This window comes from Humitalea rosea (genome assembly GCF_003253705.1).
Lineage (GTDB): Bacteria > Pseudomonadota > Alphaproteobacteria > Acetobacterales > Acetobacteraceae > Humitalea > Humitalea rosea.
Genome location: NZ_QKYU01000036.1, coordinates 1 through 19,032, shown reverse-complemented (window position 1 = coordinate 19,032; position 19,032 = coordinate 1). Strand labels below are relative to the sequence as shown.

Here is a 19,032-nt window from a genome sequence, read left to right as displayed (position 1 = left end):
ATCGGGGCTAGCGGCAGTCCAGCACCCGGATGTCGTACACCGGATGCTCCAGCGTATGGACGCCGGGCGCGGAGGCGAACATCCAGCCGCGGAAGACCGAGGTCGCGGGGCTGTCGCCGCGATCATCGGTGATCTCCATCCAGACCGCCGCATCGGGCACCTCATCCGCCGGGCGCGCCTGGCAGGACAGCACCGATATGGTCAGGCTGCCGAACTTGGCCGGCTCGCCGATGGTGACGCGGAAGACGCTGACGCGCGCGGTCACCTTGTCCAGCGCCTGCAATTCCGCGACGCGCTTCGGCACCCAGTCCTGCGCCGAGGCGGGCAGGATGGCCGCCAGCGACAGCATGGCGATCAGCAGGAAGCGTCTCATTCGGGCAAGGCATCCACCAGCCGTTGCAGGATGGCCCGCATGGCCTTGCGATCCACCCCCATCAGCACCGCATCCTCATAGGCATCGGCCAGAACCTGGGCGGCCTCGTCGTGGTTCTCGACCAGCACCTTGATCTTCTCCCGGCAGGACAGCGGCATCCCATCGGCACCGGGCCACACCTCGGGCGGTGCGGGGTTGGTCATGGCCGGGCGGTCGGGACCGCCGGGGCCGCGCCCTCCGGGGTCGCCGGCCGCTGGCCGGACAATTCGGTCACCGAGAAGATGAAGCGCCCGAGCAGCGCCTCCAGGCTGACCGAGGATTGCGTGATGGTGATCTCGCTGCCGGAGCGCAGCAGCTTCTCGGCGCCGCCGGGCACGATGGCGACATACTTGCCGCCAAGCAGCCCCTCGCTGGTGATCTCGGCGCTGCTGTCCTCGGGGATGCGCAGCGTGCTGTCCACATCCAGGCTGAGGATGGCGAGGAAGGTCGTGGGATCGATCCGCTGGCCGGTGACGGTGCCGACCTTCACGCCCGCGATCCGCACATCGGCCCCGGGGGCGAGGCCGTCGATCCGGTCGAATCTGGCGGTCAGCGCCAGCCCGCCGGTGCGGGTGGTCCGCCCGGTATTGGTCACCGCATAGGCGAGGAAGCCGGTCGCCACGATCAGCACCACCGCGCCCACAAGGATTTCGAGAATCGAGCGGCCCTTCATGATCAAGGAGTCCAGGCTTCGTAATCGCCGGCCGTCGGCAGGCGGGCGCCGCCCATGGCATCCGCGCCCTTGGGCCGCCAGGCGAGGGGGGTGCCGGTCAGGTTGCGCTGGTGTTCCAGCTGCCAGGGCAGGCGCTTGCTCTCATCGAGCGGGGCCGCCGTGGTGTGGTGCAGCCAAGCGTGCCACTCGGCCGGGACCGTCGTCGAGTCGGGGGCGCCGTTGTAGGCGACCCAGCGGCGCTTGCGCCCATAGCCCGGCATATCCGCCCGGCTTTCGAAATAGCGGTTCCCGAAGCGGTCGGTGCCGATGGCGCGCCCTGAGAGGCGCATGGTCAGGCGGGAGAAAAAGGACATGGCGGCACTGTCCAGCAGGGGATCGGGGGCGACTTGTCGCATGTTGGATGCCGCCGTGCAAAATCGAGGGCTTTTCCACAACTTGTTGGGGTTCGGCCGGTGTTGAGCCACTAGATGCGGCTTCCCAGCCCGGGTCGGGGCCGATAGTCTCCACCCATGTCATCTGCCACGGGAACCATCTGGGCCGGGGTCGCGCTGCGGCGCACCCGCGCCGGCGCCGATCCGGACGCCGAACCTCGCCACATCGCCTTGCCGGCGGGGTGGGACGACGGCGCCGCCGCGGCCATTGCCGCCCTCGCGATCGGGGATGGCGTGGTCAGCCTGCCGAGCCTGGCCGAGGGCTGGATCCGGCGCCTGGCCGCGCGGGGCCGCCGCCTTGGCGTGCTCGACTCGGCCGAGGCCGCCGAGGCCTTCGCGACGAGCCTGCGCCGGCTGCTGCTGGCCCGGCGCGGGGCGCCGGGCATGGCGACCTGGCGCAACGCCGCCACCACGGCACCGCGCTTCGTGCTGAACCTGCCGGCCTTCCTGGATGGAGCCGGGCAATTCGATACCGCCGGCTATGCCCAGGCCGTGGCGGTAGGGGTGATGGCCGCCGAGATCGCCGGCAATGCCCGCGCCACCCGCATCGCGGTCGGCTTCGCCGATCTGGCGGGGCTGCTGGCCGCGCTGGCGCTGCCCTATGCCGGGGCCGAGGCGCGGCAGGTCGCGGCCGGCCTTGCCGCCTTGACCCGTGGCGCCGCCGAGGCCGCATCGGGCCGATTGACCGATCACCTGGAGGCGCGGGAGCCCGCCGCTTTGCTCTGGCCGGCGCCGCCCGCCGAGACGGTGCTGCCCGGGCTGGCCGAGGCCGCCCGCGCGGCCCTGGATGCCGCCGCCTCGGCGCCCGGGCTGCGCCATTCGGTGGTCTTCGCCCTGACGCCGGCCGATGCGGTCGAGGCGCTGCTCGGCGCCGAATCGGCCGGGCTTGCCCCCGCGCCCGGCCCGACCCGTCCCGCCTGGGACGGCACCGGCCGCGTCATCGACCTGCCGACCGCCGCCGCCCGCCGCGCCGGGGACCGCGCCGCCATGCTGCTGGCCCCACCCGACCAGGCGGCGCGCCAGGCGATGGAGGCGGCGGTGCGCCCCTACCTCCATGCCCTGCCGCCCGCGCCGCCCGCCACCGCCCGCGCCCCCGCCGCGGCCCCGCGCCGCAACCCGCCGGTCCGCGCCGCCAGCACCATCTGGCGCGCGACCATCGGTGGGCAGCGGGTGGCGATGAAGATGGGTTTTGCCGCGGGGGGTGCGCCGATCGAGATCGGCTTCACCGTCCCGCGTGAGGCGAGCCTGCTGCGCGCCATGCTGGATGCCGCTTCCGCGGCGGTCACCACCGGGCTCGGGGCCGGGGTTCCGCTCGCGGACTTCGTCGAGGCCTATGCCTATGCTCCCTTCGGCCCCGGTGGCGCGGTGGAGGGCGATCCCTCGATCCGCCGGGCGACCTCGGTGCTGGATTGGGGGTTCCGCCGGCTCGCGGCCGATTTGTTCTCCCGCGCCGACCTGCCCGACCCGGGCGAGGAGCATTGGGCCGAGCCGCCCGAGGACGGGATGCCGCTGCTGCCGCTGGATCTGCCGGCCGCGCCCTCGCCGGTCGGGCGTCGGCGGGCATTCCGCTTGGTGGGATAGACCCGCGCCGACGCTTCGGCGAAGTTGCGCGCCACACGACAGGATGCAGTGACCATGACCGGAAAGATCGAAGCCCGCCTTGCTGAACTCGGGCTGACCCTGCCTGAGGCCGGGACGCCGATCGCCAACTACATCCCCTTCACCATCACCGGCACCACCGTCTATGTCTCTGGCCAGGTGCCGCGCCGCGATGGCGCGATCTGGCCGACGGGCAAGCTCGGCGCCGGCGTTGCCGTCGCGACCGGGCAGGAAGGCGCGCGCGCCTGCTTCCTCGCCATGCTGGGGCATCTGAAGGTCGCCGCCGGCGGCGATCTGGACCGCGTGAAGCGCGTGCTGCGCATCACCGGCTATGTGTCCTCCACGCCCGATTTCACCGACCAGCCGCTGGTGGTGAATGGCGCCTCGGACGCCGCCGTGGCGATCTTCGGCGAGGCCGGGCGCCATGCCCGCACCGCCATCGGCGTGAGCGTGCTGCCGGGCGATGCCTCGGTCGAGGTCGAGGGGATTTTCGAGCTCTCCTGAGAGAGGTTGCGCGGCGGCCGCTGCGGCGCACAATTCCCCCATGCCGCCGCAAACCCTGAACCTCAGCCTCCACCGCGCCATCGCCGAGATCCCGGCCGCCGAATGGGATGCGCTGGCCGGTGGGGACAATCCCTTCACCAGCCACGCCTTCCTCTCGGCGCTGGAGGATAGCGGCAGCGCCAATGCCCGCACCGGCTGGCTGCCGCAGCATGCGGTGCTGCGCGATGAGGCCGGGACCATCATGGGCTGCGCGCCGGCCTATGCGAAAAGCCATTCCTACGGCGAATACGTCTTCGACCACGGCTGGGCGCAAGCCTTCGAGCGCGCGGGGGGCGAGTATTACCCCAAGCTCCAGGTCGCGGTGCCGTTCAGCCCGGTGCCGGGGCGGCGGTTGATGGGCGCGATGCCCGCCGAGGTGATGGGCGGCGCCCTGCGCCAGGCGACGCAGGAAATCGGCTTCTCCTCCTGCCACGTCACCTTCTGCGGCGAGGATGAGGCGCGCGGGTTGGAGGAGTCCGGCTGGCTGCGCCGCACCGGGGTGCAGTTCCACTGGTCCAACGCCGGGTTTTCGTCCTTCGACGATTTCCTCAGCCTGTTCCGCTCCAGCAAGCGCAAGGCGATCCGGCGCGAGCGGCGCGATGCCCAGAACGCCGGGCTGGTGTTCCGCGCCCTGCGCGGGGCCGAGATCACGCCGCGCCATTGGCGGGTGTTCAACCGCTGCTACCAGAACACCGTCGATCGCAAATGGGGCAGCGCCTACCTCACCGAAAAATTCTGGCCGCTGATGGCGGATCGCCTGGGCGATCGCGTCGTGCTGATGGTCGCTGAGAAGGATGGTGAGCCGGTCGCCTGCGCGCTGAACCTGATCGGCGCCGACACGCTCTACGGCCGCAACTGGGGCACGTTGGTCGAGTCGCCCTTCCTGCATTTCGAGCTGTGCTATTATCAGGCCATCGATTTCGCCATCGCCAATGGCCTCTCCCGCGTCGAGGCCGGCGCCCAGGGCGAGCACAAGATCCAGCGTGGCTATCTGCCGGTCGCGACCCATTCCGCGCATTGGATCGAGCATCGCGGGCTGCGTGCCGCCATCGCCGATTTCCTGGCCCGCGAGCGGGTGGCGATGGCGGCGAACATGGCCGAGCTTGCCACCGGCTCGCCCTTTCGGCGGGCGGGCGAGGATTCCTGATCCCTTATCTGCAACTCGCCTCCTCCATGGCCCTGGTGGGTGCGAATGTGGCGGTGGCGAAGCTGTTGGCCGAAAGCCTGCCCGTGCCGATGATCGCGGGGCTGCGCTGCCTGATCGCCTGCGCCGTGCTCTGGCCGCTGGCGCGGATGATCGACGGGCCGGTGCGGCTGCCTTGGGACGTGACGAAGAACCTGTTCTGGCAGGCGCTGTTCGGGACGGTGCTCTACAATTCGGCGCTGCTGGCGGGGCTGCGGCTGACCGGGGCGCTTGAGGCCGGGCTTGTGCTGGCCACGCTCCCCGCCGTCATCGCCGTCGGCGGTGCGATCTGGCTGCGGGAGCGGTTGCCGCCCCGGCAATGGCTGGCGGTGGTGCTGGCGGCGGGCGGCATGGGCGCGATCGCTTTGGCGCGCGGCGGCGGGGTGGAGGTCTCGCTGCTCGGCGATGTGCTGGTCTTTGCCGGGGTCTGTGGCGAGGCGGTCTATGCCGTGCTGGCGCGCCGCATCGCGGGGCGGGTGCCGGTGGTGACGGCCTCGCTCTGGATGCAGGGGTTTTCGGTGGCGCTGCTGGCGCCGCTCTGCCTGCCAGTGCTGGGCGAGGTGGTGGTGCTGGCCGATCCGCGCCTGGCGGTGCTGCTGCTGTTCCACGCGCTCACCGCCAGCGTGCTGTGCCTGCTGCTCTGGTACGCCGGGTTGAAGCGGGTGAAGGCGGGGCTGGCGGGGATCTTCACCGCCTTCCTGCCGGCAACGGCGGCGGCGGTGGCGCTGGTGGTGCTGGGCGAGAGCGGCTCGGCGGCCCATGCTGCCGGCTTCGCGCTGCTGCTGGGAAGCGTGGTGCTGGCAACCTGGCCGAGGCGCGCATGACACCGTGGTTTGCTTGCACCGGGCAGGAGTTGCTGGCGACGGCCACGGCTGAGATCGTCGGCCGGCTGGCGGTGGCGCAGTCGCTCCGGCTGGCAGCCGAGGCGGGGCAGACCCTGGTCTGGACACCGCAGATCGAGGCGCTGAAACGCCTGGTCGCCGATGCCGACGGCGCCGCCTGGACCATCGCGCTGGAATACGACCTGATGCGCCTGGAAAAGCGGGCGGATGCGGTGATCGTCACGCCGAAGGCGCTGCTGGTCCTGGAGTTCAAGACCGGACGCGCCGACCCCGCCGCCTTCGCCCAGGCCGAGGATTACGCGCTGGATCTTCGCGACTTCCACTCCGGAAGCCGCGACCATCCCATCATCCCGCTGGTCGTGGCGTCCGGGGCTGGCGCCGTGGATGTCTTCGATCCGCCGCTGATCTGGCATGGCGTGCTCAGCCCAATCGCCACCACGCCTGCGGCCTTGCCGGCGCTGGTCGCGGCAATCCTGGCGACGGCGCCGGAGCCGTTCGCCCCGCTCGACGGGCCGGACTGGATCGCCGCACCCTATCGCCCTGTGCCGCATATCGTTGAGGCGGCGACCCTGCTCTACGCCCGCAACGGTGTCGCCGCGATCGCCGCGGCGCGGGCCGATCTGCCCAATTTGACGCGGACGACGGCCGCGATCGCGCGGCATGTGGACGAAGCCCGCAGGCTTGGCCAGCGCAGGATCGTTTTCGTCACGGGCATTCCGGGCGCCGGCAAAACCTTGTGCGGGCTGAACACCGTCTTCGGCCCCGCCCGGCAGGAAGGGGCCGCCTTCCTGACCGGCAATGCCCCGCTGGTGGCCGTGCTGCGCGAGGCCCTGGCGCGGGACGCGATCGAGCGGCACGGCACCAAACCCTCCGAGGCGCGGCGGCGCACCAAGATGGCGCTGCAGAATGTGCACCGCTTCCTTGAAGACAATCTGGCCGGCACCCCGCCGGAGCATGTCATCGTCTTCGACGAGGCCCAGCGCGCCTGGGATCAGGCCCAGGCCACCCGCGACACGCTGCGCCGCGCAAGCCGCCTGACCATGAGCGAACCCGCCCATACGCTGGCGATCATGGCCCGCGTTCCCGGCTGGGCCGTCATCGTCGCGCTGATCGGCAATGGGCAGGAGATCAACACCGGTGAGGCCGGGCTCGCGGAATGGGGCCGTGTCATCGCGGAGGCCGACGGGCTCTGGCAGGCGATTGCGGCGGAGCGTGTCATCACGGCCACCGATCCGGTCCAGCGCCTGTCTGACGCGCCCGCGCCCTGGTTGACGATCGATCCGGATCTCGACCTGACCGTTCCCGTTCGCTCCGTCACCTCCGATATCGGTGCCGCCTGGGTCGAGGCAGTGCTGGATGGCGACGCACCCCGCGCCGCGGCCATCGCCCTGGCCGAAGGGGGCGTGCCCTTCTTCGTCACCCGCGATCTTGCCGACATGCGGGCGATGCTGCGTGGCCTTGCCCGCGGCTTGCGCCGCGCCGGCCTGGTCGCGAGTTCAGGCGCCAGACGGTTGCGGGCCGAAGGCCTCGGGGTCGAGGTCGGGGCCGCGGACAATGCGCCGGACTGGTTCCTGCGGCGTTGGCCCGATGTGCGGGGGAGCGACGCGCTTGAGGTCGTGGCGACGGAATACACCTGCCAGGGGCTGGAATTGGACGTCGTCGGCCTGGCCTGGGGCGGGGATCTGGTTCGTGATGCGGGGGCCTGGGCCGCGCGGTCCTTTGCCGGCACGCGGTGGAACCGGGTCACCAAGGCGCAGGACCTTGAGTTTGTTCGCAATACCTATCGCGTGCTGTTGACCCGGGCGCGCTACGAGACGGTGGTCTATGTGCCCGCGGGCGAGCACAGCGACCCTACCCGCGATCCCGCGCAATTCGATGCGGTGGCCACCTTCCTGCTGCGCTGCGGCGCCCGACCCGCCACGCCCGTGTTGCCTGCCTCCGACGGGCGAAATCGCGACTTCCGAGACTTGGCCGGTTGCGCATCGATAGGGTTTGACGCCTAAGGTTGCAGGGCATGGCGCATCTTGACCTACACGCAACTTCTCGCGCCGCCCGATGACGCTCGGCGGGTTTGGGAGCGGACCCTCGCGCAATCGGCTGCGCGGAGTCCGGTCGTTTCTGCGCGGCGCGCGCCTCGGCGGCGCGATATGGGCGCTCTTCGCGCTGCTGCCGCTGGCCACTTATTCGCTGGTACTGGTCGAGATGGTGAGCGCCCGCAGCCTGGGCGAAATGGAGGAACGGCTGCGCCAGAGCACCGTCGCCCTGGCCCATTCCATCGAATACAACGTCCTGGGCACCACCTCGATGCTCCGCGTCCTGGCGACATCGCTGGACCTGGAGCGGGACGATCTCGAATCCTTTCGCATCGACGCCGCCCGCGTGGCGGAGCAAGCGCCGGATTGGGCGAATCTGCTGCTGAGCGACGGCGCCGCGCGGCTGTTTTCCCTGCGGCCCGGCAATACCGCCGTCGGTGACCGTCCGGTGGACCCGGCCGCCATCCGCCGGGTGCTGGCCACGGCGCAACCGGACGTCAGCGCCCTGCAAGAGGGGCGGATCGGCATTCGCGTGCCGGTCATGCGCGATGGCCGCCCACGCTACACGCTGACGGCGACGATCCCGCCGTCCGCCCTGTCGCGGGCGGTCGCCACCGCCGGCCTGCCCGAGGGCTGGATCGGCACCGTGACCGATTCCAACCATGTCATCGTCGGGCGGAATTCCAGCCAGGAAGCCATCATCGGCACCCGCGCCGCCGCCAACTACATCGACATGACGGGGACGGTCGGCTTCATGGTGCGGCGCGTGCTCACCACCGAGGGCGTCGATGCGATGCGTGCCGTCATGCCGCTGAACGACATTCCCGGCTGGCATGTCGGCGTCTCGGTGCCGGTGGCGCTGGCCCTCGCCCCGCAGGCCCGCATCCGCGCCCTGCTGTTCGGCGGCGGGATCGCGGCTTTGCTCACCGCCTGCGTGGTCGCCATCCTCGCTTTCCGCCACGGCCTGCGCCGGACCCAGCGCGAGGCGCGGGAGCGCGCCGCCTTGCTGGCCGATGTCAGCCATGAGCTGCGGACCCCGTTGCAGGGCATCCTCGGCTTTTCCGACCTGCTGGCCCGATCGTCCCTGACGCCGCAGCAGCGCGAATGGGTGGAGCACCAGCGCCGCGCCGGCCGGTCGCTCAAGGTCATCGTGGATGACGTGCTCGACTTCTCGAAATCCGAGGCCGGGCGGATGCGGGTGGAGGCCCTGGTCTTCGACCTCCCCACCGCCTGCAACGATGCCGCCGGCATGGCGCAGGCGCAGGCGGCGGCCAAGGGCCTGCGGCTGCAGGTGCGGCTTGCGCCGGACCTGCCGCAGTGGGTGACCGGCGATCCCGTGCGCCTGCGTCAGATCCTCGACAATCTGCTGGGCAACGCGGTGAAATTCACCACCAAGGGGGAGATCATCCTCGCGGCGCACCACCGCCAGCTTTCGGGCGGGGCGATCGAGCTTGGCGTTTCGGTCAGCGACAGCGGCATCGGCATGGCGCCCGAGATGCTGGCGCGGCTGTTCAATCGGTTCGAGCAGGCCGATGCCTCCACCGCGCGGCGGCATGGCGGCAGCGGGCTCGGGCTTGCCATCTGCCGGATGCTGGCGGTCGAGATGGGCGGGGCCATCGATGCCGAAAGCACGCCAGGGCAGGGCAGCCGCTTCCATTTCACCATCCGCCTGCAATCCGCGGAGGCCCCCGTGGTCCCGACCATCGTTGCCAAGCCGCAGCTGCCGATGGCCCTGCGCGTCACCGGCAAGATCCTGGTCGCCGAGGATGTCCGCGCCAACCAGATCCTGCTGCGGGAATTCCTGGCCCCGGACGGGCATGTGCTGAAGATGGTGGAGGATGGCGCCAGCGCCGTCGCGGCCGCGGAGGCCGAGGATTTCGACCTCGTGGTGATGGATCTCAACATGCCCGTGATGGACGGGCTGACGGCCGCCCGGGCCATCCGCTCCATTGCCGGGCGCCGCGGCCGGGTGCCGATCCTGGCGATGACCGGCGATGTGACGCCGGAGGCACATATCGCCTGCCTCAAGGCCGGCATGCGGGCGGTGGTGACCAAGCCGATCGGCGCCGAGGCGCTGCGCCGCGCCGTGTCCGAGGCCATCGGCCCCGGCCGCGCCGTCGCCTGAGGGGCGCGCGGGGCTGGTCAGCCGGGGCGACTGGCTTCAGGTTGCCGCCATGCATCGTCGCCCGTTCTTCCTGTTCGCCCTGCTCCTCCTCATCCTGGGCGGTGCCGGGGCCGCGCAGGCGCGCGAGCTGCGTCTCGTCACCTGGAACATCGCCTGGCTGACGCTGAAGCCTACCGGCCATCCCGACCTGCCCCGCGATGTGCGCAGGCGCAGTGCCGCGGATTTCGCCCGCCTTGCCACCTATGCCGCGCAACTGGATGCCGATGTGGTGGCGATCCAGGAGATCGACGGCGAGGATGCGGCGGCGCGGGTGTTTCCGCCGGATCGGTGGGGCCTCTATCTGACGCGGGAGCGCGACACGCAGCGCCCGGGCTTCGCGGTCCGGCGGGGCTTGCGGGTCACCGAGCATGACGATCTCGCCGCCTTGGATGTCTATGCCGGCGCGCGGCACTCGCTCCGCCGCGGCGCGGATATCACGGTGGAGGCGGAGGGCAGCCGGCTGCGGCTGCTGTCGGTGCATCTGAAGGCCGGCTGCCGCGACGGGCACCTCGGCCCCCCGGATGACGCTTGCGACACGCTGGCCGAGCAGGCCGGCATCCTCGCCGGCTGGATCGCGGCGCGGCAGCGTGAGGGCGGCGCCTTCGCCGTGATGGGCGATTTCAACCGCAGGCTCGATGCGACCGATGCGATGACGCGGGTGCTGACCGCCTCCGCCCCGCTGACCGGGGCGATGTTCGGCCGGGGCGATCCCTGCTGGTCGCGCGGCGGCGGCCGCGGGCGGCCGTTCATCGACCACATCCTGCTGGGTGGGGCGGCGCGCGGCTGGCTGCGCCCGGACAGCCTGCGGGTGCTGGTCTATGCCGAATCCGACCCCTCGGCCCGCCAGCGCCTCTCGGACCACTGCCCGGCGGGCGTGACGCTCGGCCTGCCGTGAACGTCTTTGCGCGGATCACCCTGCCGCTGGCGGGGATGAATTTCATCAACCAGGCCTCCCGCACCCTGGTCGCGACCATCGGGCCGCTGCTGGCGGTGGAATATGCGCTCTCGGCCGGGGAGCTCGGGCTTCTGGCCGCGGTGTTCTTCATGGCCTATGCGGCGGCGCAGCTTCCCCTCGGGCTGGCCATGGACCTCTACGGCCCGCGCCGGGTGCAGAGCCTGATGGCGCTGGTCGCGGCGACCGGCTTCCTGCTTTGCGCGGTATCGGTGGGGCCGATCTGGCTGGGCGTCGGGCGGGCGATCACCGGGGTCGGCATCGCCGGCGCGTTGATCGCGCTGCTCAAGGCCCATACGCAATGGCTGCCGCGGCACGCCGTGGCCGGGGCGACGGGGCTGGCCGTCTTCCTCGGCGCGATGGGAGGGCTGGCGGCGACCCTGCCGGTGCAGGCGCTGCTGCCGCTGATCGGCTGGCGCGGGGCCTTCGTGCTGCTGGCGGGGATGGGCGTCGCGCTGTCGCTCTGGGTCTGGCTTTCGGTGCCGCATGCCCCGCCGGGCGCCCCCGAGCCACCGCGCCGCCGCCTGCTGACCGAGATCGCCGAGATCGGCCGCATCTTCCCCCATCCCGTCTTCGTGCGGCTGGTGCCGGGCATCGCCCTGCTCTCGGCGCTGAACTTCACCTGGCAGGGGCTTTGGGCCGGGCCCTGGCTGCGGGATGTCGGCGGGCTCGGCGATACCTCCCGCGCGACGGTGCTGATGGGCTATGCGGCGGGGGTTTCGGTCGGCAGTCTGCTGATGGGCCGCCTCTCCAGCCGCTTGCAGCGGCGCGGGCAGGACCCGATGCTGGTGCCCTTCATCGCCATGGGCGGGATGGCGCTGTGCCAGATCCTGCTGCTGCTGCATCCCTTCACCGATTCCCGCCTCTTCGCCCTGGTCTGGTTCGGCTTCGCCTTCTGTGGTGCCGCGGGGCCTTCGGGCTATGCCGCGGTCGGGCAATCCTTCGGCCCGCAGCTCGCCGGGCGGGTCGCGACCGCGATCAACGCGACCATGCTGGCGCTGGTCTTCCTGCTGCAAACCGCGATCGGGCAGATCCTGGACCTCTGGCCGCGCAACGCCTCGGGTGGGTGGGAGGCGGCGGGCTATGGTTGGGCGCTGGCGATGACGCTTATGTTGCAGGCCGGAACCACCGCCTGGGCAATCTGGAGGCGTCGATGATCAAGGCCAAATCCATGCTGAAGCTGGTCGATCGGTATCGCGTGACCGATGGCGCCAAGTTCCGGCTGAAGGACTACCCGACGAAGGACAAGCCCGGCCTTGACGTGGACAAGGCCGAGGACGGGCTTGCGAAGGGTGTCATGCAACTGGCCGAATTGCAGGCGACGCTGTCCGCGCAAGACCGCTGGGGGGTCCTCGTGATCTTCCAGGCCATGGATGCCGCCGGCAAGGACGGCACCATCAAGCACGTCTTCAGCGGGCTGAACCCGCAGGGCACCTCGGTCGAATCCTTCAAGCAGCCGACGCTGCTGGAACTCGACCATGATTTCCTCTGGCGCCACGTGACGCATCTGCCGCAGCGGGGCCGGATCGGGATCCACAACCGTTCCTGGTACGAGGAGGTGCTGGTCCTGCGGGTGCACCCCGAACTGTTGATGACCCAGCACATCCCGCCGGAGCTGATCGGCAAGAAGGTCTTCGACGAGCGGCTGGAGGATATCGCGGCCTTCGAGCGCTACCTTGGCCGCCAGGGGATCCGGGTGCTGAAGTTCTACCTGCACATGTCGAAGGAGGAGCAGCGCAGCCGCTTCCTCTCCCGCATCGACGAGCCTGAGAAGAACTGGAAATTCAGCGCCGGCGATGTCGCCGAGCGCGCGCATTGGGACAGCTACCAGAAGGCCTACGACCACGCGATCCGCGCCACCGCCACCGAGGCCGCCCCCTGGTACGTGATCCCCGCCGACGACAAGCGCTACGCCCGGCTGATCGTCGTCGCGGCGATGGTCGAGGCGTTGGAGGCGCTGAAACTGCAATATCCGAAGCCAACCCAGGAGCAACGCTCCGCTTTGATCGAATCGCGGGCGCTTCTGGAGGAGTGAGGATGGTTTCCAAGGTGGACGCGCGCGCCCCTTGCGCCTATCTCCCGCGCATGCCTCGCTCCGTCCGTTTCTCCGGTGTCCTGATGATGGGCGCTGTCCTGCTGGCCATGCCAAGCTTGGCCCAAAGCCCCCGGGCGGCCGCGGGGCCGCGCGCGATCGGCACCTTTGGGGCCTGGACGGCCGCGACGGTGACCGAGTCCGGCCACAAGGTCTGCTACGCCCTGGCCCGCGCCACCCGGCCCGGCTCCACCCGCGATGCGCCGACCCTGACCGTCAGCCACCGGCCGGACCGGCGCGACCAGGTCGCCTTCCAGGGCGGCAGCAACCGCTTCCAGCGCAATGCCACGGCGGCGGTGAAGGTCGGGGATACCGACCTCGCCTTCTACACCCATGCCGACACCGCCTATGCCCGCGACAATGCCGCCGCCATCGCCGCCCTGCGCGCGGGGCGGGAGGCGGTGGCGACGGTGCCGGGGCCCAATGGGCGCGGGACCGCGAACGAGACCTTCTCGCTCTCCGGCTTCACCGCCGCCTATGAGGCGATCAGCCGCGAGTGCCCGGCCGCACGCCGATGAGCGCCGCCCTGCTGCTGTCCGAGGCCGAGCGCGACCGCATCCTCGCCAAGGCCGCGATCTTTGCCCCACCGCCCGCGACCCTGCCCGATGGCCGGCGTGAGCTGGTCGGGCTGAGCCGCGAGGAGCTGATCGCCGAGATGCAGGCGATCGGCGAGAAGCCGTTCCGCGCCAAGCAGATCTGGCACTGGCTCTACTACCAGGGCGCCACCGATTTTTCGGTGATGTCGAGCATCGCCAAGCCGATGCAGCAGAAGCTGGCCGAACGCTTCGTCATAGGCCGGCCGGAGATCGCCGAGGAACAGACCTCCACCGACGGCACCCGCAAATGGCTGTTCCGCTTCCGCGACGGGCAGCAGGTCGAGACCGTCTATATCCCAGAGAAGGATCGCGGCTCGGTCTGCATCTCGACCCAGGTCGGCTGCACCCTGTCCTGCAAATTCTGCCACACCGGGACCCAGCGGCTGACCCGCAACCTCGGCGTGGCCGAGGTGGTGGCGCAGTTCATGGCCGCGCGGGACAGCTACGGCGAATGGCCGAGCCCGAATGACGAGAACCCCCGCCTGCTGTCCAACATCGTGGTGATGGGCATGGGCGAGCCGCTCTACAATTACGAGAACGTCGCCAAGGCGCTGAAGATCGCGATGGATGGGGAGGGCATCGGCCTCTCCCGCCGGCGGATCACGCTCTCCACCAGCGGCGTGGTGCCGATGATGGATAAATGCGGGCAGGAGCTGGGGGTGAACCTCGCCGTGTCGCTGCATGCCGTCACCGACGAGCTGCGCGACGAGATCGTGCCGCTGAACCGGAAATACCCGCTGGCGGAGCTGCTGGCGGCCTGCCGGCGCTATCCCGGTGCCACCAATGCGCGGCGCATCACCTTCGAATACGTGATGCTGCGCGGCGTGAACGACAGCCCGGCCGAGGCGCGGGAGCTGGTGCGCCTGCTGAACGGGCTGCCGGCCAAGGTGAACCTGATCCCGTTCAACCCCTGGCCGAACAGCCCCTACGAGACCAGCACGCCCGAGGCGGTACGGGCCTTCGCCGATATCGTCAGCGAGGGCGGCTATTCGGCGCCGGTGCGGCGGCCGCGCGGGCGGGACATCTCGGCGGCCTGCGGGCAGCTGCGGACGGAGAACGAGCGGATCGTGCGGCGGGTGGGTTAAGCGGCACCGCCGCTCGGCCGGCGGACGTCCCGCCTGTTTCCTCTGGCGCAAGCTCCGGGTGAAGCCATGCCGGCGACCCTTGTCGGCAAAGTTTACAGCGCCCCCGTGGATGTCCCCAAATCCCTAAAATAACCAAGCAATATCAATGAATTAATGTCTCGGCATGGGGCTTGCTCTTTTGATCTGGCGCAGCAGTTCCGCTGCAGCTCATCGGAGGGGTTAGACGGTTATGTTCCGCAAATTGCTGAGCGCCACGATTGGTGCCATGGCCTTCCTCGGAGTTGGCGCCGCCCATGCGGCCCCCACTCTTTTCAGCATCACCTCGGGCTCGTTCAGCGTTGGGTCCGGCTATGGCGCCGGCACGGGCCAGCTCGACGTGGTCTTCACCAGCCTGGTCACGCCGCAGTCCTTCAGCCTCGAACTCGGCGATACCCAGTCGTTCCTGTTCGGCCGCGCCACCCTGCTGGAGGCCTGCATCAATCCCTCGCTGCTGTGCGCCGGCGGCCTCGGCCAGAACGAGACCAACAATCTCGGCGTGACCGCCAACCTGACCTTCACCGATCCGCTGGCCTCGGTGGTCCAGGTGGTGGCCTCGACCGGTGCGCTGATTGGCCCGGTGCAGGATCTGCTCGATCCGCTGTTTCACCTCACCGACTTCTTCATCGATTTCAGCCCGGTGGTGGTGAACTTCGGCGTCGGCGGCAGCTTCATCGTGGACATCGGTGACCTGTTCTTCGACACCAACGGCTCCATCACCAATGGCGCCAATGTCACGCTGACGCAGGTTCCGGTTCCCGAACCCGCCAGCATCGCGCTCTTCGGTGCCGGCCTGCTGGGCCTCGCCGCGGCCCGGCGCCGTCGTCGGGCGCCGCCGGTCGGCTGAACCCGGCAAGCGGGCAGGCGCGGCTTCTTGGGTGTCGCCGCGCCTGCCCGCCCCCAGCGTGCCCGGGGGCGGCGCCGCCTTGCTCCTTCGCCCCCTTGGGGGCATACGCGGCCGTCCATGCAGGGGATTGCGGTCGATGCGCGTCAAGGATGTCAAAAAGGTCGTGCTCGCCTATTCCGGTGGCCTCGACACCAGCGTCATCCTGAAGTGGCTCCAGACCACCTACCAATGCGAGGTCGTGACCTTCACCGCCGATCTCGGCCAGGGCGAGGAACTTGGGCCGGCCCGTGACAAGGCGTTGATGCTCGGCATCAAGCCGGAAAACATCTTCATCGACGATCTGCGCGAGGAATTCACCCGCGACTTCGTCTTCCCGATGTTTCGCGCCAATGCGCTGTACGAGGGCTGCTACCTCCTCGGCACCTCCATCGCCCGGCCGCTGATCGCCAAGCGCCAGATCGAGATCGCCGAGATGGTCGGTGCCGATGCCGTCGCCCATGGCGCCACCGGCAAGGGCAATGACCAGGTCCGCTTCGAGGTCGGCTATTACGCGCTGAAGCCGGATGTGAAGGTCATCGCCCCCTGGCGGGAATGGGATTTTTCCAGCCGCACCGCGCTGATCGCCTTCGCCGAGCAGCACCAGATCCCCGTCTCCAAGGACAAGCGCGGCGAGGCCCCGTTCAGCGTGGACGCCAACCTGCTGCACTCCTCCTCCGAGGGCAAAATCCTCGAAGAGCCCTGGGAAGCCCCGGACGAGATGGTCTGGCAGCGCACCATCCGCCCCGAGGACGCCCCCGATGTGGCGACCGAGATCACCATGGAATTCGAGCGCGGCGACGCCGTGGCGATCAACGGCGTGCGCCTCTCGCCCGCGATGCTGCTGACCAAGCTCAACGAATTGGGCCGCGCCAATGGCATCGGCCGGCTGGATCTGGTCGAGAATCGCTTTGTCGGCATGAAGTCCCGCGGCTGCTACGAGACCCCGGGCGGCACCATCCTGCATGTCGCGCACCGCGCCATCGAGAGCATCACTTTGGATCGCGAGGTCGCGCATCTGAAGGACAGCGTGATGCCGCGCTACGCCGAGATCATCTACAATGGCTTCTGGTTCAGCCCGGAGCGCCGGATGCTCCAGGCCATGATCGATGAGAGCCAGGCGAGCGTCTCCGGCGAGGTCCGGCTGAAGCTCTACAAGGGCAACACCATCGTCACCGGCCGCCGTTCGCCGAACAGCCTGTATTCGATGAAGCATGTGACCTTCGAGGACGACCAGGGCGCCTATGACCAGTTCGACGCCCAGGGCTTCATCAAGCTGAACGCGCTGCGGCTGCGGCTCGGCGCGATGGCGGGGCGCAAGGGCGGGGCGCTCTAACCCCCATGTCGCGGCTGCCGCGCGCCGGGGCCGCGGCGGCCGTCGCGCTGGCGATGCTCGCGGCGGTGTTCCGCGAGCAGTTGGCGCATGGCTTCGGCAAGGTCTTTGGCGGCGATACCGATGGCCGGATCGCCATCGCGCTGCACGAACACTGGGTGGGCGTGCTGCGCGGGGCCTGGTCCTGGTCGCGGCCGCCCTGGTTTTTCCCGCATGCCAAGACGCTGGCCTATAATGACGGCTATCTGCTGCATGGGCTGATCTATGCCCCGGCGCGGCTGCTGGGGGCCGATCCGGGCTTGGCCGCCAACCTGACCCATGCGGCCCTGCTGCTGCTGATGTTCGCCGGCGTGGCCTTGCTGGCGCGGCGACAGTTCGGCGTGTCCTTTGCCTGGTCGCTCTTCGCCGGCGCCACGGCCTGTGTGGCGAACAGCTGGTATGGCCGGCTGGGCCATGTGCAACTGCTGGCCTTCGGCCCGGCGCTGCTGGTGGCGGTGCTGCTGATGGAGGCGCTGGGGCGGATCGCCCAAGGGCGGCTGCGGGCGGGCCTCGGCTACGGCGCCGGGGCGGCGGTGCTGTTCGGCGCGCTGATGCTGACCAGCGGCTATGTCGCCTGGATGGGCGCGCTGTTCGGCGGGCTGATCATGATCGCGGCCGCGTTGCGCGGGTATCGCGCCTTGCTCGGCTGGCCCTTGCAGAATTTCGCCGCGGTGGCCGCGATCGGGGTGCTGTTCATCCTGGCGGCCTCGCCGGCGGTCTGGCTCTATGCCGCCGTGCTGGGTGGCGGCGCGGGGGGGCACCCCGTCTGGGCGATCCGCGAGCTGGCGCCGTCGCCGGCCGATCTGCATCGCCTCGGGGCCACCAACCTGATGTGGGGCTGGGCCGATCCGCCGGCCTTGGGCGGGGAGTTCCGTCCGGGGCAGAACCAGCCGCCCGGCTTCACGCCGATGTTCGCGATCACCGCGCTGCTGGCCATCGGGGCCGCGCTGGCCGGGCTGCGCCGGCGGACGCCGGGGGCCGCAGGGGTCGCCGCGGTGGGCGTGCTCAGCCTGGTCTTCGTCGCACTGGCGACTGATTTCGGCAGCGTCTGGGGCTGGGGGGCGATGCTGCGCCTGCCCGGCGCCGCGGGGATGCGTGACCTGTCGCGGATACCGGTGCTGGCCGGGGCGATGCTGGTGGGCTGCGTGGCCTGGGGGCTGTGGCGGCTGGCGCATCGCGCGCCGCTGGTCGCGGGGCTGGTGGCGGTGCTGATCCTGGCCGAACAGGCCAATACCCGCATCCACGCCGACTATGACCCCCGGGCCGATGCCGCCCGCTGGGCCGCGGCGCCCCCTCCGCCGGGCTGTGCCGCCTTCGTGCCGTCGCGCCCCCGGCAAGGGATGGCGCGGAACCGGATCGAAGGGATCTACGACCACAACACCGAGGCGATGTTCGGCGCCACGCTGACGCAGCTTCCGACCATCGCCGGCTTCAACAGCAGCCTGCCGCCGGATTGGAATTTCGCCGATCCGAACGGGCGGCACTACGACCGGCGCGTGCGCCATTATGCCCGCGCGCATGGGCTGGCCGAGAGCCTCTGCGGCATCAATCTGGCATCGATGACCTGGACCGGGCCCGGCCGGCCGATCGACTGGCTGGCGCGGCCGGTGCCGCCGGTCCCCTATCCGGGCCGCATCGGGATCGGGCAGGCCGGGCCACAGGCGCGGGACTGGCTGGCCTCCGGCTGGTCTGACCCCGAGCCCTGGGGCGTCTGGTCCGAGGGGGCGGAGGCTGAGCTGATCCTCCCCCTGCCACCCGGCTGGAGTGGTGGCGGCCGGGTGCGGCTCTGGCTGCGCGGCTTCGCGCCGCGGACGGGGCAGCGCGTGGTCACGCTGTCAGCCGGCGAGGCGGATCAGGTGGTGACCCTGCGCCACGACGCCGATCTGTTGGTCGAGCTGCCCTTCGCCGAAGGGCAGGCGGTGGTCGATGTGACGCTCGACATTCCCGGCCCCATCCGCCCCGTCGATATCGGGATGGGCGGGGACAGCCGCTCGATCGGCGTGGGTCTGCTCGGGGTGGAGCTGGTGGCGCCCTGAGGCGCCCTTGTAAGTCTGGCTCATCCGCGCCGGCATCGGCTAGCGTTGGTGGTGCGGTGGCGGGTGAAAGGCCGCAGGGCCCTGGGGCGTCGCAGCCCGT

The 19,032-nt window shown here is 70.4% G+C and carries 18 protein-coding genes; 14 read left to right on the top strand and 4 right to left on the bottom strand.

From position 1 onward, the window contains the following. Positions 1-7: 7 nt before the first annotated feature. The 4 genes from C8P66_RS21460 to C8P66_RS21445 are packed head-to-tail and all read right to left on the bottom strand — an operon-like array spanning position 8 to position 1,480. Positions 8-373, bottom strand: coding sequence for a DUF2155 domain-containing protein (locus tag C8P66_RS21460; protein WP_111400336.1), 366 nt, complete (start codon positions 371-373; stop codon positions 8-10). Next, the gene (locus tag C8P66_RS21455; protein WP_111400335.1) at positions 370-576 is read right to left on the bottom strand and encodes a hypothetical protein; all 207 of its coding nucleotides are present in this window, start codon (positions 574-576) and stop codon (positions 370-372) included. Before C8P66_RS21455 ends, C8P66_RS21460 begins: the two co-directional genes overlap by 4 nt. Further along, positions 573-1,085, bottom strand: a complete 513-nt coding sequence (gene mlaD, locus C8P66_RS21450) for an outer membrane lipid asymmetry maintenance protein MlaD (RefSeq protein ID WP_111400334.1) — start codon at positions 1,083-1,085, stop codon at positions 573-575. Before mlaD ends, C8P66_RS21455 begins: the two co-directional genes overlap by 4 nt. A 2-nt stretch (positions 1,086-1,087) precedes the next feature. Continuing rightward, entirely contained in the window at positions 1,088-1,480 is a 393-nt protein-coding gene (locus tag C8P66_RS21445) for an NADH-ubiquinone oxidoreductase subunit NDUFA12 family protein (protein ID WP_245903722.1), read from the bottom strand. A 114-nt stretch (positions 1,481-1,594) separates the two neighbouring features. Here C8P66_RS21445 and C8P66_RS21440 point away from each other — a divergent pair, with 114 nt between their 5' ends. The 14 genes from C8P66_RS21440 (at position 1,595) to C8P66_RS21375 (ending at position 18,932) form a co-directional block, all read left to right on the top strand. Continuing rightward, complete coding sequence (locus tag C8P66_RS21440) at positions 1,595-3,097, top strand: TSCPD domain-containing protein (protein ID WP_111400332.1); 1,503 nt, start codon at positions 1,595-1,597, stop codon at positions 3,095-3,097. A 54-nt stretch (positions 3,098-3,151) separates the two neighbouring features. Then, positions 3,152-3,619 carry a RidA family protein gene (locus C8P66_RS21435; protein WP_111400331.1) on the top strand — a complete coding sequence of 156 codons (468 nt, stop codon included), beginning with the start codon at positions 3,152-3,154 and terminating at the stop codon, positions 3,617-3,619. 40 nt (positions 3,620-3,659) lie between these two features. Then, positions 3,660-4,805, top strand: coding sequence for a GNAT family N-acetyltransferase (locus tag C8P66_RS21430; protein WP_111400330.1), 1,146 nt, complete (start codon positions 3,660-3,662; stop codon positions 4,803-4,805). Next, positions 4,802-5,665, top strand: coding sequence for a DMT family transporter (locus C8P66_RS21425; protein ID WP_281271370.1), 864 nt, complete (start codon positions 4,802-4,804; stop codon positions 5,663-5,665). Before C8P66_RS21430 ends, C8P66_RS21425 begins: the two co-directional genes overlap by 4 nt. After that, a complete protein-coding gene (locus C8P66_RS21420) occupies positions 5,662-7,686 on the top strand; it encodes a DUF2075 domain-containing protein (protein ID WP_111400328.1) in 2,025 nt (674 codons plus the stop codon). Before C8P66_RS21425 ends, C8P66_RS21420 begins: the two co-directional genes overlap by 4 nt. Before the next feature lie 52 nt (positions 7,687-7,738). Then, a complete protein-coding gene (locus C8P66_RS21415; RefSeq protein ID WP_111400327.1) occupies positions 7,739-9,841 on the top strand; it encodes a hybrid sensor histidine kinase/response regulator in 2,103 nt (700 codons plus the stop codon). A gap of 49 nt (positions 9,842-9,890) precedes the next feature. After that, complete coding sequence (locus C8P66_RS21410) at positions 9,891-10,775, top strand: endonuclease/exonuclease/phosphatase family protein (RefSeq protein ID WP_111400326.1); 885 nt, start codon at positions 9,891-9,893, stop codon at positions 10,773-10,775. Further along, entirely contained in the window at positions 10,772-11,989 is a 1,218-nt protein-coding gene (locus C8P66_RS21405; protein ID WP_111400325.1) for an MFS transporter, read from the top strand. The genes C8P66_RS21410 and C8P66_RS21405 overlap by 4 nt, the downstream gene beginning before the upstream one ends. Further along, entirely contained in the window at positions 11,986-12,867 is an 882-nt protein-coding gene (locus C8P66_RS21400) for a polyphosphate kinase 2 family protein (protein WP_211314234.1), read from the top strand. The genes C8P66_RS21405 and C8P66_RS21400 overlap by 4 nt, the downstream gene beginning before the upstream one ends. An 83-nt stretch (positions 12,868-12,950) precedes the next feature. Beyond that, positions 12,951-13,442, top strand: coding sequence for an invasion associated locus B family protein (locus C8P66_RS21395; RefSeq protein WP_111400352.1), 492 nt, complete (start codon positions 12,951-12,953; stop codon positions 13,440-13,442). After that, positions 13,439-14,605: a 23S rRNA (adenine(2503)-C(2))-methyltransferase RlmN gene (rlmN, locus tag C8P66_RS21390; RefSeq protein WP_111400351.1), complete on the top strand. Its 1,167-nt coding sequence runs from the start codon at positions 13,439-13,441 to the stop codon at positions 14,603-14,605. The genes C8P66_RS21395 and rlmN overlap by 4 nt, the downstream gene beginning before the upstream one ends. Before the next feature lie 265 nt (positions 14,606-14,870). Beyond that, positions 14,871-15,488 (top strand): PEP-CTERM sorting domain-containing protein, encoded by a 618-nt coding sequence (locus C8P66_RS21385; protein WP_245903721.1) that lies wholly within the window; start codon positions 14,871-14,873, stop codon positions 15,486-15,488. A gap of 136 nt (positions 15,489-15,624) precedes the next feature. Next, positions 15,625-16,860 (top strand): argininosuccinate synthase, encoded by a 1,236-nt coding sequence (locus tag C8P66_RS21380; protein WP_111400323.1) that lies wholly within the window; start codon positions 15,625-15,627, stop codon positions 16,858-16,860. A 5-nt stretch (positions 16,861-16,865) separates the two neighbouring features. After that, complete coding sequence (locus C8P66_RS21375; RefSeq protein WP_111400322.1) at positions 16,866-18,932, top strand: DUF7024 domain-containing protein; 2,067 nt, start codon at positions 16,866-16,868, stop codon at positions 18,930-18,932. Positions 18,933-19,032 lie beyond the last annotated feature (100 nt).

What these genes read in the sequence shown, in the direction of transcription:
- C8P66_RS21460 (WP_111400336.1), bottom strand. Translation starts at nt 373, where the DNA reads ATGAGACGCTTCCTGCTGATCGCCATGCTGTCGCTGGCGGCCATCCTG.
- C8P66_RS21455 (WP_111400335.1), bottom strand. Translation starts at nt 576, where the DNA reads ATGACCAACCCCGCACCGCCCGAGGTGTGGCCCGGTGCCGATGGGATG.
- mlaD (WP_111400334.1), bottom strand. Translation starts at nt 1,085, where the DNA reads ATGAAGGGCCGCTCGATTCTCGAAATCCTTGTGGGCGCGGTGGTGCTG.
- C8P66_RS21445 (WP_245903722.1), bottom strand. Translation starts at nt 1,480, where the DNA reads ATGCGACAAGTCGCCCCCGATCCCCTGCTGGACAGTGCCGCCATGTCC.
- C8P66_RS21440 (WP_111400332.1), top strand. Translation starts at nt 1,595, where the DNA reads ATGTCATCTGCCACGGGAACCATCTGGGCCGGGGTCGCGCTGCGGCGC.
- C8P66_RS21435 (WP_111400331.1), top strand. Translation starts at nt 3,152, where the DNA reads ATGACCGGAAAGATCGAAGCCCGCCTTGCTGAACTCGGGCTGACCCTG.
- C8P66_RS21430 (WP_111400330.1), top strand. Translation starts at nt 3,660, where the DNA reads ATGCCGCCGCAAACCCTGAACCTCAGCCTCCACCGCGCCATCGCCGAG.
- C8P66_RS21420 (WP_111400328.1), top strand. Translation starts at nt 5,662, where the DNA reads ATGACACCGTGGTTTGCTTGCACCGGGCAGGAGTTGCTGGCGACGGCC.
- C8P66_RS21415 (WP_111400327.1), top strand. Translation starts at nt 7,739, where the DNA reads ATGACGCTCGGCGGGTTTGGGAGCGGACCCTCGCGCAATCGGCTGCGC.
- C8P66_RS21410 (WP_111400326.1), top strand. Translation starts at nt 9,891, where the DNA reads ATGCATCGTCGCCCGTTCTTCCTGTTCGCCCTGCTCCTCCTCATCCTG.
- C8P66_RS21400 (WP_211314234.1), top strand. Translation starts at nt 11,986, where the DNA reads ATGATCAAGGCCAAATCCATGCTGAAGCTGGTCGATCGGTATCGCGTG.
- C8P66_RS21395 (WP_111400352.1), top strand. Translation starts at nt 12,951, where the DNA reads ATGATGGGCGCTGTCCTGCTGGCCATGCCAAGCTTGGCCCAAAGCCCC.
- rlmN (WP_111400351.1), top strand. Translation starts at nt 13,439, where the DNA reads ATGAGCGCCGCCCTGCTGCTGTCCGAGGCCGAGCGCGACCGCATCCTC.
- C8P66_RS21385 (WP_245903721.1), top strand. Translation starts at nt 14,871, where the DNA reads ATGGCCTTCCTCGGAGTTGGCGCCGCCCATGCGGCCCCCACTCTTTTC.
- C8P66_RS21380 (WP_111400323.1), top strand. Translation starts at nt 15,625, where the DNA reads ATGCGCGTCAAGGATGTCAAAAAGGTCGTGCTCGCCTATTCCGGTGGC.
- C8P66_RS21375 (WP_111400322.1), top strand. Translation starts at nt 16,866, where the DNA reads ATGTCGCGGCTGCCGCGCGCCGGGGCCGCGGCGGCCGTCGCGCTGGCG.